General features: G+C 35.4%; 12 protein-coding genes. 4 read left to right on the top strand and 8 right to left on the bottom strand.

The features are described 5' to 3' along the window. Nucleotides 1–78: 78 nt before the first annotated feature. From QO200_RS14380 to QO200_RS14345, 8 genes are all read right to left on the bottom strand, one after another. Entirely contained in the window at nt 79–1,374 is a 1,296-nt protein-coding gene (locus QO200_RS14380) for a deoxyribodipyrimidine photo-lyase (protein ID WP_371541200.1), read from the bottom strand. Then, nucleotides 1,374–1,835 carry a hypothetical protein gene (locus QO200_RS14375; protein ID WP_371541197.1) on the bottom strand — a complete coding sequence of 154 codons (462 nt, stop codon included), beginning with the start codon at nt 1,833–1,835 and terminating at the stop codon, nt 1,374–1,376. Before QO200_RS14375 ends, QO200_RS14380 begins: the two co-directional genes overlap by 1 nt. Before the next feature lie 174 nt (nt 1,836–2,009). Continuing rightward, a complete protein-coding gene (locus tag QO200_RS14370; RefSeq protein ID WP_371541194.1) occupies nt 2,010–2,450 on the bottom strand; it encodes a carotene hydroxylase in 441 nt (146 codons plus the stop codon). Nucleotides 2,451–2,494: 44 nt separating this feature from the next. Beyond that, the gene (locus tag QO200_RS14365) at nt 2,495–3,334 is read right to left on the bottom strand and encodes a phytoene/squalene synthase family protein (protein ID WP_371541191.1); all 840 of its coding nucleotides are present in this window, start codon (nt 3,332–3,334) and stop codon (nt 2,495–2,497) included. 2 nt (nt 3,335–3,336) lie between these two features. Continuing rightward, the gene (locus QO200_RS14360) at nt 3,337–4,806 is read right to left on the bottom strand and encodes a phytoene desaturase family protein (protein ID WP_371541189.1); all 1,470 of its coding nucleotides are present in this window, start codon (nt 4,804–4,806) and stop codon (nt 3,337–3,339) included. A gap of 35 nt (nt 4,807–4,841) precedes the next feature. After that, the gene (locus tag QO200_RS14355; protein ID WP_371541185.1) at nt 4,842–5,738 is read right to left on the bottom strand and encodes a MerR family transcriptional regulator; all 897 of its coding nucleotides are present in this window, start codon (nt 5,736–5,738) and stop codon (nt 4,842–4,844) included. A gap of 304 nt (nt 5,739–6,042) precedes the next feature. Next, nucleotides 6,043–8,088 (bottom strand): CotH kinase family protein, encoded by a 2,046-nt coding sequence (locus QO200_RS14350; RefSeq protein WP_371541182.1) that lies wholly within the window; start codon nt 8,086–8,088, stop codon nt 6,043–6,045. A 229-nt stretch (nt 8,089–8,317) separates the two neighbouring features. Next, a complete protein-coding gene (locus tag QO200_RS14345; protein ID WP_371541179.1) occupies nt 8,318–9,283 on the bottom strand; it encodes an ion channel in 966 nt (321 codons plus the stop codon). 578 nt (nt 9,284–9,861) lie between these two features. Here QO200_RS14345 and QO200_RS14340 point away from each other — a divergent pair. From QO200_RS14340 to QO200_RS14325, 4 genes are all read left to right on the top strand, one after another. Continuing rightward, nucleotides 9,862–10,485: a phosphoribosyltransferase gene (locus tag QO200_RS14340; protein ID WP_371541176.1), complete on the top strand. Its 624-nt coding sequence runs from the start codon at nt 9,862–9,864 to the stop codon at nt 10,483–10,485. A 53-nt stretch (nt 10,486–10,538) separates the two neighbouring features. Further along, a complete protein-coding gene (locus QO200_RS14335) occupies nt 10,539–11,201 on the top strand; it encodes a dienelactone hydrolase family protein (RefSeq protein WP_371541173.1) in 663 nt (220 codons plus the stop codon). A gap of 116 nt (nt 11,202–11,317) precedes the next feature. Continuing rightward, nucleotides 11,318–12,001, top strand: a complete 684-nt coding sequence (locus QO200_RS14330; protein WP_371541170.1) for a nitroreductase family protein — start codon at nt 11,318–11,320, stop codon at nt 11,999–12,001. A 37-nt stretch (nt 12,002–12,038) separates the two neighbouring features. Then, nucleotides 12,039–12,929, top strand: coding sequence for a dienelactone hydrolase family protein (locus tag QO200_RS14325; protein ID WP_371541168.1), 891 nt, complete (start codon nt 12,039–12,041; stop codon nt 12,927–12,929).

Below are 12,929 nucleotides of genomic sequence, written 5' to 3'. Positions count from 1 at the left end.
TATATAAGCTTTTTACAACTGATACTGTTTTGATGGAATGCTGAATAAATTGACTAAGAAGATTTGCAACAAAAAAAATCATTTCAGTATCCCCGCTTTATAAGTTGCAATCGCTCGGTCTCTAGCCATAGCATGTTCTACCATAGGTTCGCCATATCCTAATTCAAACTCTTTTATCCATTTACGGATATAAATTCCTTTTTCATCAAATTTTTTCAATTGAATCTCGGGATTAAAAACCCTAAAATAGGGCGCCGAATCACAACCAGTTCCTGCAGCCCATTGCCAGTTCCCTACATTTGCTGATAAATCATAATCCAATAGTTTTTCGGCAAAATAAGCTTCACCCCATTGCCATTGTATCAGTAAATGTTTGCAGAGAAAACTTGCTACAACCATCCGCACTCTGTTGTGCATATATCCCGTTTCATTGAGTTGTCGCATTCCGGCATCAACCATAGGATATCCCGTAGTTCCAGCACACCAGCGCCTGAAATCGTCCTCATTATTACGCCACTGAATTCCGTCATAAGCAGATTTGAAATTATGAGTGACCACTTTTGGGAAGCTAAACAAGATTTGCATAAAAAACTCTCTCCATATCAATTCACTCAAAAAGACATCGTTTTTATGAAATGCCCAATTCACTAATTTGCGAGTGCTTACTGTTCCAAAACGAAGATGTGGTGATAGATAAGAGGTTTGATCCAAAGCAGGAAAATCTCTTATCTCTTGGTAATTAGAAATAAATTTTAAGTTGTGAGGCTTAACTTTGATCGAACTTTCTTCGAAACCTATCTGTTCGAAGCTTGGAAAAACAAAATCGGATTTATGGAAATTAGAAAATGTAGCTGTGCTATCAAATTCCTCAACTGGAGCCATTGATTTGTATTTCTCTAGCCATTTATTTTTATACGGCGTATAGATGGTGTAAGGCAAACCATCTGCTTTTGTGATTTCAAGTTCTTCAAAGATTACTTGGTCTTTAAAAGTATAGCTAGCTGTATTATTTGCTTCGAATAACTCACAAATGGCTGTATCCCGCTTTATCGCATACGGCTCGTAATCTTTGTTGAAGAACACTTCCTCTACGTCATACTCTTGAATAAGTGATTCCCAAATAGCAGTAGTATGTCCCTTTTTTATCAAAAGTGAACTTCCATTTTCTTGTAGTTTATCATTTATTTTCGAAAGGGATTCGTGTATAAAACCAACCCTAGCATCATTTTTTGGCAAACTGTCTAAAATCGAGTCATCAAAAATAAAAAGTGGTATTACAGGGAATTTTGACTGCAAAGCATGAAACAAACCTACATTATCCTCCAAACGTAAATCGCGTCTGAACCAAAAAAAAGTTACTTCTTGTTTGTTCATTATTTAGTATTAAACATTTTATCAACTATAACACGCCTATACTCAAAAATATCTTTTAATTTATTTTTAACGACCAGTGTATTCATGATACGTCCAATGAAACCCAAAGGCAGGGCATAGTGCACTACATCGGTCATTTTTGTACCGTTTTCTGTGGCTTCAAAAAAATGTTTGTGATGCCATAAAGCATAAGGCCCTGAAAGTTGTTCATCAACAAAATAACTTTTTTCTTTCACAAAAGTGATTTCGCTTACCCACGATAGTTTTAACCCTAAAAGCGGAGACACTTTATATTGTATAATTTGGCCTGCATACATGGATTTGTTATCGAAATCAGTGATTTCAAACCCCATCGTTTCAGGTGTTATTTTTTGAAGATTTTTTGGATTAGAAAAAAATGTCCAACATTCTTCTAAACTTGCATTTACGTGTTGAACGCTTTCTTTTTTATAGATTTTCATCTGTCTTGTTTTTTTGTTTTTCAATAGAAAATTGTACGGAAGTGTGGCTTGCGTGAGGGATAATAGTGGAGCTCTTTTTATAACTGATATTTTTTACCAGTTATAAAAAAGCGGGAACGAATAACCCGACCCGTCCCGATAGCTATCGGGACAAGTCACGCCCAAAAGAAATTATTATATTTTATAGTATTTCAAAGGTACAAACAACATCCCAAAACACTCTCCGTGCTCCTTACCCAAGTGCTTGTGATGCACTTTGTGCGCTTTTCGCAATCCTATCAGGTATTTGTTATTGGTATTTTTGAACCACTTAAATCGCTGATGAATCAGGACATCGTGTATCATGAAATAACAGAACCCGTAAAATGTGATTCCAAGTCCAATGAAAAACAGATAGTTTACGCCACCTTGCACTCCAAAATAAAAAAGTACGATGCTGGGAACGGCAAAAATCACAAAAAAGATATCGTTTCGTTCGAAAACATTTGCATATTTGGGTTGGTGATGATCAGCATGAAAATACCACATCAATCCGTGCATTACGTACTTATGAGTCAGCCAAGTAACGCATTCCATAAAAAGAAAAACGCCTAGAAATATTAAAAAGGAAATCATTGTTTTTTATTTATAAATATTCATTTTAAAAATAAGCATATTTTTTATACTAATCTCAACTTGTAGGTTACAAAAGATTGCGCTAGTAATCCCGCTTTAGTGTAATTAGATACCCGAATCCTTTCATTTCCAATCTCATGACAGGGGGTGTTTTCTAACTTTTTCAACAGCTTTTTATAGTAGACAAATGCAGTGTAAACACCAAATTTAGCAACAATAGGCAGTTTCATAATACCTTGATAGGCAACTCTAAAATCCTCTTCGATTTCCTCTATGATGGCAAGTTTAGCCTTTTCATCAAATGAGTTTAAATCTACTCCAGGAAAATAATTCCTGTTTAAAATTAAATTATCATCCTTAAGATCACGCAAGAAATTAACTTTTTGAAAGGCAGAGCCCAAACGCATAGCTTCGTCTTTTAACTGATTGTATTTCTCATCATCTCCGTTTACGAAAACCTTGAGACACATTAAACCAACAACGTCAGCTGAACCATAAATATAGTCGTCGTATTCCGCTTTATTGTTATAATCTAATTTGATTAAATCTAATTTCATACTTTTCAAAAAAGATTGAATCATATCATCAGTAATATTATATTCTTTAACCGTTTGCTGGAAAGAGTTCAAAATAGGGTTCAAACTAATGCCTCTATCCATTCCCTTGTAATACTCCTTTTCGAAGTCGTTAATCAAATCCTCTTTGTCGTAACCATGAAATGAATCCACAATTTCATCTGCAAAACGCACAAAACCATAGACGCTATAAATAGCATCTCTTATACTTGGCGAAAGCATATAGACTGCCAATGAGAATGAAGTACTGTAGTTTTTTGTTACTATTCTACTGCATTTAAAAGATACATCGTCAAATAATTGCTTCATAATTATTGTTCTAAAAATTGCTTGTTTACTAAATCTGATACTAATTTCCCAGATATCAATGCTGGAGGGACACCCGGTCCTGGCACAGTCAACTGACCTGTGAAATACAAATTATTTACCTTTTTACTTTTTAGTTTTGGTCTTAAAAAAGCCGTCTGCATTAAAGTGTTCGCCATTCCATATGCATTACCTTTGTAAGAATTATATTCTTCTACGAAGTCATTTTTACAAAACGACTTTTTAAAGATAATGTTATTTTTTATACTTTGCTGCGTTAAAATCTCAAAGCGATCAATTATTTTATTGAAATATTCCTCTCTCAACTCCTCAGTATCATGGATGCCTGGAGCTAACGGAATCAGAAAAAAACCAGTCTCCATTCCTTCTGGAGCAGCTGTTTTATCAGTAAGTGATGGGAAATTGGCATAAAACAAAGGTTCCTTTGGCCATTGCGGCGCATCATAAATATCCTTTGCATGCTGATAAAAATCAACATCAAAAAATAAAGCATGATGTGATATGTTTTCTATTTTCTTGTCAAAACCAACATAAAACAAAAGAGATGAAGGAGCAAATACGCGACTATCCCAATATTCTTCTGAATACACTCTATGCTTAGCATCTAATAAGGTTTCCGTATGATGGTAATCAGCACCACTCAAAACTATATCCGAAAATATCGTTTCACCATTAACTACTACTGCTGTTGCTGCTTTATTTTCGACAATAATTTTCTCAATATTGGAATTGGTATGAAACGTCACTCCCAGTTCTCTGGCTAGGCTTTCCATCGCTCGCACCACATCAAACATTCCTGTTTTTGGATGCCAAGTTCCCATTCCGAAATCAGCGTAATTCATAAAACTGTAAAAGGACGGAGTATCTGACGGCTTTGCTCCTAGGAACAAAACAGGAAATTCAAGAATTTGAATTAGTCGTTCATTTTTAAATTTCTTGCGAACATCACGACTAATATTGCTAAAAAACTGCCCTATCTTCTTCGTTGTTTCTAGCGTTACAAGTTCTAATGGTGAAACTCCCGGACGGTATACTAAATCTTTTATGGCAATGTCATAATTGCTTTTTGCTTCTGTTATGAATTCATTCAAGATCTTTCCGCTTCCTTTTTCTATAGCTTCAAAAGTAGCTTCGATTTCTGCTAGATTATCTGCGATTGCAATAAACTCATTTTCTCCAAAATAAACCCTGTAAGCCGGTGAGAGCTTGATGAGCTCATAATAATCTGTTGTCTTTTTTCCAAAATCAGCAAAGAAACGATCAAAAACATCTGGCATCCAGTACCAACTCGGTCCCATATCAAATGTAAAACCATCTTCTTTTAATTGCCTCGCTCTACCACCAATGGTTGTGTTCTTTTCAAAAACGAGAACCTCATGTCCGGCTTTAGCCAAATAGCAAGCAGCAGACAATGCTGAAAATCCTGAACCTATAATTGTAATTTTCTTTTTCATTTGTTTAGCAAATATACAAAATCATTAAACAAAACCTATATTTTCTCTATTAATTCTGCCATAGAATTAAAAACGACTATCCTATCAGATAGATTTTCTTTATCAATAAACTGAGTCAACCATCCGGTATACCAGAGTTCAGTAGTATCATCTAATAATTCATCTGTCATTTGAGCTATATACTCGTTAATGGCACTTCTCTCCGGCTGAACCGTTAAATAAGACACAAAAACAATAGATTCAAAATGTTTTTTCAGGTCTTTTAAGTTATCAATGGGCATACTCTCCCCTAAATAGACTGTTTTATATCCACTTAATAAAATTTCGTAATTGAGATACATCAACCCCAACTCATGTATTTCATTCATCGGAAGTGAAAGTACAAAAACCTTGTCTAATTTAGTACGTTTTTCCGCCTGAAGTTTTTCCGTATTGACCAATACTTTTTGTTTGATTAAGTAGCTGATAAAATGCTCATGAGCAGGAGTGATAGTATCAGTTTGCCATAATAAACCTAATTCTTCAAGCAATGGAATAAATACCTGATGAAATATTTCCTTGAATGACTTTTCTTCATTCAGCCAATTGTACGTGTTTAAAAAAAGTTCTTGATCAAAGTTCATCATAGCCATTTTGAAAGCGGTGATAGCATGATTTTTAGCACTCTTTGAAGATACAATTTCTTTTACCATCAATGGAATCTGTTCCTCTGGATAGGCCGAAATTTTAGATATTTTATATCCGTAATCGTGTAATAAAGTAATGTTCAACAGTTTTTGCAAACTCGCTAAATCATACAATCTGATATTAGTGTCTGTGCGCATGGGTTGCAGCACATTATATCTTTTTTCCCAAATACGTATGGTGTGTGCTTTTATACCGGAAAGATTTTCGAGATCCTTTATGCTAAAAACATTTTTTATATTGTTCATTATTTATTCATATTTATTAAACAAATATAAAAATAATTTAATTAAAAACCCTTATTATCGCCTTTAAACTTTCATTTTTGCTTAATTTTTCTATGCATTAGCATAAACAAAACAATTAGGAATATGACTTCTTTCCGAATATCAAATGGTAATTACAGCAGTTGCATTAACGATTTCTCTCCAACTTCCATCAAAAATCAAACTTTAGGAAACACCAAGGAAAAATGCATATACAAAAAAAGATAAGTAAAAGTCTACGCCTTTACTTATCTGATCTTAACATAAATACTCTTACTGTTTAAATTTATTTTTTTATGATTTCTTTGCTTGTAAAACCGTTTTGGTTGTAGATTGTTATAATATAGAGACCAGGGGAATGCCCACTTAAATCCACATTTATGTTTTCTGAATTTGATTTAATATCTTGTACTAAAGCACCAAAAACAGTAAACACTTTAACTCCAGTGACCACTTTATCAGATTGAATAATCACCCTATTTGAAAATGGATTAGGATAAACGGTAAATGAAGAAGAAGCTAGGTATGATTGAGTAGATAAGGCATTGTCATTTTTAGCAACCCAACTTGAGGCGATGTTATTGTCTAGAGAAGTGCTTACTAAGTCAAGATAATCTCCTCCTCCATCAGCTGATGTTGGCCATGGGTCAGCGTCAAAATACTCGACTGAATCAATTGTATTTCCATAGGCATCAGCGAGAACAATTTTTTGAGATTTATTGGATAGATTTCTAGTGAACTGACCAAAAGGAGCTATTCCATATTTATTTTGAAAAATCGTAGAATTACTAGCCAAATAAATAGTTCCTTCTGCTTCAATTGTTGAATTGTAAGGAAACTGATAGGTCAGTCCTAATTGTCTCAAATAAATCCCTGAAAGATTTATTTCCTGATTACCTATATTCTTAATAGCAATAAATTCTAAATCACTACTTACTGCAAAAGCAGTAGACGTTTTAGGATTGTAGTTAATTTTAGTAATTACAAGCGGTGGTAAAGTGACAGTAGAACAGTCAGAAAACGGCCCTATATTATTTGTAATCCAGGTAGTTCTTTCTTCAATAAAGGTTTTAACTCTATTTATATCGTTAGTGTGATCTCCGAGCGTTCCCCAACGTTCATTCTCCCGAGGTATAGCTTCAATGATATAACTTAAAGTGTTATCAATATAGGCAATTAGCACCTCTTTATTCAATGGTTGACCAGGTGCTATTACCTCATTCCATCGCTTTGCTAAATAACATCTAAAATCTCTATTATCGAATAAATAAGTCCAAAATGGCGGACCGATTCTATTCCCATTGTTAAATTGCCATTGATCAACTTGACTGTCGCCGTTTGCAAATGTACTACCCAAACTTAGATTAAAATCCCAAACTGGTCCTGCTCGCAATTTTCCATCTCTGTCTTTATGAAAAAAGGTACTGGACTGATAAACATCTGAATTAGAGCATAACTCATTCACCAACATAAAATCAACAAAGGAAGGTACATCAATAACAGTTTTGTACCCATCTTCTAAATCATTGTCGTAAGCATGGTCTTGCAATTTATTGAAGACACCTTCGATATACTGTGTCTGCTCAGTTGTCGCATTTTTAGATTTTGGTAAATCATGTACAAACTTAGTTTCGTCCATCCAGAAAGCGATGGGATCACCCCCGGTAGTTTTATCTGCTTTTGTAATATATCCTCCCGTGATATTGGGTAAAATATTATCTGTTTTTTCAATTTTTAAGACATCTACTCTGTTTTCATCTGATTTTATTTTTTCCTGAAAAACATACAGCCCTTTGTAATCTCCGTTAATCACAACCTCGCAAAATTGTGTTCTACTGGCATAATTCCCCAATTGTCTTGACATATAATAAGCCATGTAATCCCTAACTAAAGATGGGTCAAATCCTAATCCATTTAAGATCCAGTCATTCTCCTCTGGCATTCCAAAAATACTTACATTATTATTAGACGTATTGTCCGCTTTTAAGGTAGTTAAACCGTATTGTTTTTTTGGTAGAAGTTGAGTAGAAGAACCCCTAATTTCGATACCAATTCTACCACTATAATTTAAAAATCCAGGTGTATTTTGATCCGAAATAAAATTTCTAGTACCGTCTGGTCTCTTGATAATTTTCATACTTGCCAAAATTTTTGGTTCATCCAAAATTTCAAGTGGCAAATTTGTACTCGGATCATTATCAGTCGTAATAATTACAATAGGTAAATTACTCCCAGTAAAAGTTTGAGCAGTCACAGAATAAGAAGTAATGAATACAACTAACAAAATAATTGTTGAAATTGTATTAAGCTGAGTAATGTAAAATTTTTTCATAATCATATATCTCATTAAATTCATATTAAATTTAAAAAGAAATAATGATATAACCTATTGAAAAATAGAAGTTTAAAACAGTATACAAGACTATAAAAATTGAAAACTCTACGTTTTATGGAGGTATCTGCACGCGCTGTTTACACTCGATAATAGGTTTTAACCAAATAGAGATGGAGTACGCTATTTTGCCAGAAAGACTTTATATAGTTTATGAATAAGTTAAAAACTATCCTTTTAAAGGGACATCCTTGAATGAATTGAGCTTATCTAAATACAAAATAGTTTTAGAATTGTCCGTGCTTCGGGTGTACATCGGTTCAAATTTAGCCCCATAGATTACTTCCTCAAAAGTATAGGAAGTACGAGTGGCCACGGTATTACTGAACATATCATCAAACGTTTTTACAAAAACAAGGATCTCCCCGTGCGTATTGGCAAAATCCTCTTTCGTGAATTGGTATAGGGGACTTTCCTCAGTAATGGGATGTACTAAAGTCCAGCTCAAGGGCAGTGCGTTTACCTTTTCTAATTCTAAATCCAACGCATAGAACTTATTAACCTTCTTTCCGTTTTCCTCCACGCTCATCCCTAAAGTTATTTTCGCTTCCGCATCGGTAAAATTCGTGTTTTTATACGGCGTTAAGCGTATCATCAGTCCTGAGATATCTCCATAAGGTGCAATCACTGCATTGTGTGAGAATTTTAGAAAAGCAGTTGGCTTGCTGAACTTTCCAAAGAACAATCCTGTGGCAATAGCAAAACTCAATAAACCAATTAATGCCTCGGCGGCTGAAAGTGCGCTGGTCAAAAAACCAGTGGGACTGATATGTCCATAACCAACCGTGGTGAAGGTTTGTGCACTAAAAAAATAAGCTTGACCAAATTTAACCCATTCACTGTCCGTACTTGTAATTCCGTCCAAATGTTCGATTCCAATTACATAATAAATAGTGGCAAATATAAAATTGATACTCACATAAAACGACAGAATAATAAGCATGAATCTCCACACTGCCATATCAATCATGGTATGATACCAGCTGATGCGCTGCAAAACAGGCATTCCTCGCTTCTCTACATTAGCGCTTCCGTTTTTGTTGACAAAACGACCGCCATAACTATTGGCATTAGTACCAAATCCTGTATTCTTATCCGCTTTTGCTCTTAGATTTATTCTTTCTAACAATGCCATTATTTATGTCTTATATAGGAAGTAAAATTAGATAAAATTACCAAGCATCCAAAGATTATGTTCCGAAGGAAAATCACCGCAACATCCCAAGACCGTAATTCCTAATGAAACTAGGGCCAAAACTCAATCAACCACTTTAAAAGTCTTTCATTTCAATCTCAAACCTGATCGAATAATACCACATACTATCAGAATTATTTATTTTATTTATCATTCGAACCCGAAAAAATTTTTATAAAAGTAAACTTGGAAAATATCTTTTTTAAGCTTACTACGTTTGGTTATCACCGTTTCCATGCTCTTCCTTCCTGTTGCCAGCGTGGTAGGAATCTCTCCGCTTCCGTTTCTTAATTTTGCAATTATGATAGGCATCGTAGTTCTCTATATCATTACAGCCAACTTTTTGAAAGTTTAGTTTTTTTAAAATATAGGGCTAATTGAAAATTAATACTTCGTTCTTTATACTAACAATTAAAATTAGCTGTCAATCAATAAATTTTTACTCCGCATTTCATAAATGACTTAAAATCAGTATCTTTATGTGTGTTGTGACATTTTATTGTATAAACTTTTGAGACATGTATAACGAAATCCTAAAAGACAGAACGGAAGCGGCATTTTTGCTTTCAGAAAAATTAAAAAAGTACAAAAACAGCAATTCAGTTGTTTTAGCGGTACCTAGAGGTGGTGTTCCACTTGGCTATATAATTGCCAAAAGCTTACAACTACCTTTAGACATTGTTCTTTCTAAAAAAATAGGGCATCCATCCAATAAAGAATTTGCGATTGGCGCCGTTTCACTGAATTCTACCATTTTAGATGAACATCCTACTGTCCCAAAAGAATACATAGAAAATGAAATTGCTAGACTCCGAAATGTACTTCGCGAAAAATACAAACTCTACAGAGGCGATCGAGAACCCCAAGTTCTTGAAAATAAAAATGTTATTCTCGTAGATGATGGAATAGCAACAGGAAATACACTATTAGCAAGTATAGAAATGTTGCGAAAACAGCATCCTGCAAAAATCATTGTTGCTGTTCCAGTCTTACCCTACGATACTGTCCCCCTATTTGAAAAACATACCGATGAGCTCATCTATTTGATTGCTTCAAAAAATTTCAGGGGCGTGGGCGGCTTTTACAAAGATTTTCAACAGCTAGAAGACGAGGAGGTAATCAAAATGCTGCAAGCCAACTAACCGCTGGAGTAAAAGTTAAACATTACCATGTACTTATTATAAGAAAGGAAATTATGAAAAAACTAGAACTTGACATCCCCTTAACGTATGTAACATTAAAAGGAAATTTAATAATTCCTGAAGAGGCAACAGGAATTGTTGTGTTCTCACATGGTAGTGGCAGTAGCAGGTTTAGCACCCGAAATAGGATGGTTGCTGAACTCATTCAAAAACAAAAAATAGGCACTCTATTATTTGACCTGCTAACAGTCGAAGAAGATAGCGTTTACGAAAATCGATTTAATATTGACCTTTTGGTTAGCCGATTAATAGAAACTACGGAATGGCTTATGAATTATAATGAAGCGAAGGACTTGCCCATCGGCTATTTTGGAGCCAGTACGGGAGCGGCTTCGGCATTGCGGGCGGCGGCTTATTTTGGTGATACCATAAAAGCGGTGGTCTCTCGCGGTGGTCGACCAGACTTGGCGCTTAGCGCTTTGCATCAGGTGACTGCTCCCACATTACTAATTGTAGGAGGCAATGATGTGCCTGTTATCGAAATGAATAAGACAGCTTATGACGAATTACATTGTACAAAAGAAATGAAAATTGTTGCCGGAGCAACCCACCTATTCGAAGAGCCGGGAAAACTCTCTGAAGTCGCTGATTTAGCGATTAGCTGGTATAAAAACCATTTGGTCACTACACAAGGAGCTTCATTAAATTACTTCTAAAATCCCAATTTAGGGATTTTTTTGTGTGCTGTCAAAAGAAATACCTACTTGAGCAGTAAATCTACTATTTAGACTCATTTTTTTTTATATTTGACAATAAGAAAAAAACGTTCAAAATGCCCGATAAAAAAATAATCGAAGACCATCCGTATATCCGTTATAGCAAACCTATTCTTTCTGACGAAGAAATGCTCGAACGTTCCCTCTCTTTTTATGAAGCCATGGACAGCAGACGTTCGGCAAGGGAATTTTCAGACAGAGCAGTTCCTCGAGAAGTAATTGAAAATATAATAAAAACAGCCTCTACCGCTCCTTCTGGTGCGCACAAACAACCTTGGACTTTTTGTGTAATTGAAAATCCCGAAATTAAAAAGAAAATTCGCATCGCTGCTGAAGAGGAAGAACTACAAAGTTATGAGTCTCGTATGTCTAGTGATTGGTTGGACGATTTAAAACCGTTGGGAACAGATTGGCACAAGCCGTTTCTAGAAACCGCTCCCTATCTCATCATCGTTTTTAGACGCATTTATGAATTTGGTGCTGACGGCAAAAAGAAAAATAACTATTACGTTCAGGAAAGTGTTGGATTGGCTGCCGGATTTTTGTTGGCAGCGATACATAATGCAGGTTTGGTTTCCTTAACTCATACTCCTAGCCCAATGAATTTCCTGACCAAAACTCTGGGTCGACCGGATAATGAGAAACCTTTTCTATTGATTCCCGTTGGCTATCCAGCCGAAGAATGTTGGGTTCCAGATTTACAAAGAAAAGGACTCGAAGATATTTGCGTCTTCTATTGATTGAAACAAATACGTACCTTTAACAAAAGCTATAACCATGAAGAAATTAACCAAAGAAGATATAAGTCAGGAAGTATTTGACCTTTACGATGACTACGCACATAACAAAATTGACAGAAGAAGGTTCGTTGAAAAATTATCCTTGTTTGCGGTAGGAACGCTTACTGTTCCTTCTCTACTTAGTTTTATGACGCCTAATTATTTAGATTCCATTTTGATTAAACCCAGTGATCCACGGTTAAAATCAGAATATATCACATACGAGTCCCCGAAAGGTGGAGGAAAAATTAAGGCTCTTTTATCACAGCCAACGGAAACGAAAAAGAAACTACCCGGAATCATCGTAGTACACGAAAACCGCGGACTAAATCCTTATATCGAAGATGTAGGACGTAGAGCTGCATTAGAAGGCTTTATCACTCTGGCACCAGATGCTTTATCTCCATTAGGCGGTTATCCGGGAAATGATGACGACGGAAGGGAATTGCAAAAAAAACGGACACGTGAAGAAATGCTCGAAGACTTCATTGCGGCCTACGACTATCTCAAGTCTCATAAAGATTGTAATGGCCAAGTAGGAGTTGTAGGATTCTGTTTTGGAGGTTGGATTGCCAATATGATGGCGGTAAAAATTCCAACTTTAGCGGCAGCAGTTCCTTATTATGGTGGGCAACCCACTGCCGAAGAAGCAGCGCAAATAAAAGCACCGCTATTACTGCAATACGCAGGTTTAGACAGTCGGGTAAATGAAGGTTGGCCAGCATATGAAGCCATACTCAAAAAAAATAAAGTAGAAAACACCGCCTATACGTATCCCGGGGTCAATCATGGCTTTCACAACAATACCACACCCCGATACGATGATGCAGCTGCTACCTTATCGTGGACAAGAACAATTGATTTTTTTAAAGAAAAACTAAACAAATAG

The organism is Flavobacterium sp. Arc3, assembly GCF_041431375.1.
Taxonomy (GTDB): domain Bacteria; phylum Bacteroidota; class Bacteroidia; order Flavobacteriales; family Flavobacteriaceae; genus Flavobacterium.
The sequence above is the reverse complement of the archived record's forward strand: the minus strand, read 5'-3'. Positions and strand labels throughout refer to the sequence as shown.

What these genes read in the sequence shown, in the direction of transcription:
- QO200_RS14380 (WP_371541200.1), bottom strand. Translation starts at nt 1,374, where the DNA reads ATGAACAAACAAGAAGTAACTTTTTTTTGGTTCAGACGCGATTTACGT.
- QO200_RS14375 (WP_371541197.1), bottom strand. Translation starts at nt 1,835, where the DNA reads ATGAAAATCTATAAAAAAGAAAGCGTTCAACACGTAAATGCAAGTTTA.
- QO200_RS14370 (WP_371541194.1), bottom strand. Translation starts at nt 2,450, where the DNA reads ATGATTTCCTTTTTAATATTTCTAGGCGTTTTTCTTTTTATGGAATGC.
- QO200_RS14365 (WP_371541191.1), bottom strand. Translation starts at nt 3,334, where the DNA reads ATGAAGCAATTATTTGACGATGTATCTTTTAAATGCAGTAGAATAGTA.
- QO200_RS14360 (WP_371541189.1), bottom strand. Translation starts at nt 4,806, where the DNA reads ATGAAAAAGAAAATTACAATTATAGGTTCAGGATTTTCAGCATTGTCT.
- QO200_RS14355 (WP_371541185.1), bottom strand. Translation starts at nt 5,738, where the DNA reads ATGAACAATATAAAAAATGTTTTTAGCATAAAGGATCTCGAAAATCTT.
- QO200_RS14350 (WP_371541182.1), bottom strand. Translation starts at nt 8,088, where the DNA reads ATGAAAAAATTTTACATTACTCAGCTTAATACAATTTCAACAATTATT.
- QO200_RS14345 (WP_371541179.1), bottom strand. Translation starts at nt 9,283, where the DNA reads ATGGCATTGTTAGAAAGAATAAATCTAAGAGCAAAAGCGGATAAGAAT.
- QO200_RS14340 (WP_371541176.1), top strand. Translation starts at nt 9,862, where the DNA reads ATGTATAACGAAATCCTAAAAGACAGAACGGAAGCGGCATTTTTGCTT.
- QO200_RS14335 (WP_371541173.1), top strand. Translation starts at nt 10,539, where the DNA reads ATGAAAAAACTAGAACTTGACATCCCCTTAACGTATGTAACATTAAAA.
- QO200_RS14330 (WP_371541170.1), top strand. Translation starts at nt 11,318, where the DNA reads ATGCCCGATAAAAAAATAATCGAAGACCATCCGTATATCCGTTATAGC.
- QO200_RS14325 (WP_371541168.1), top strand. Translation starts at nt 12,039, where the DNA reads ATGAAGAAATTAACCAAAGAAGATATAAGTCAGGAAGTATTTGACCTT.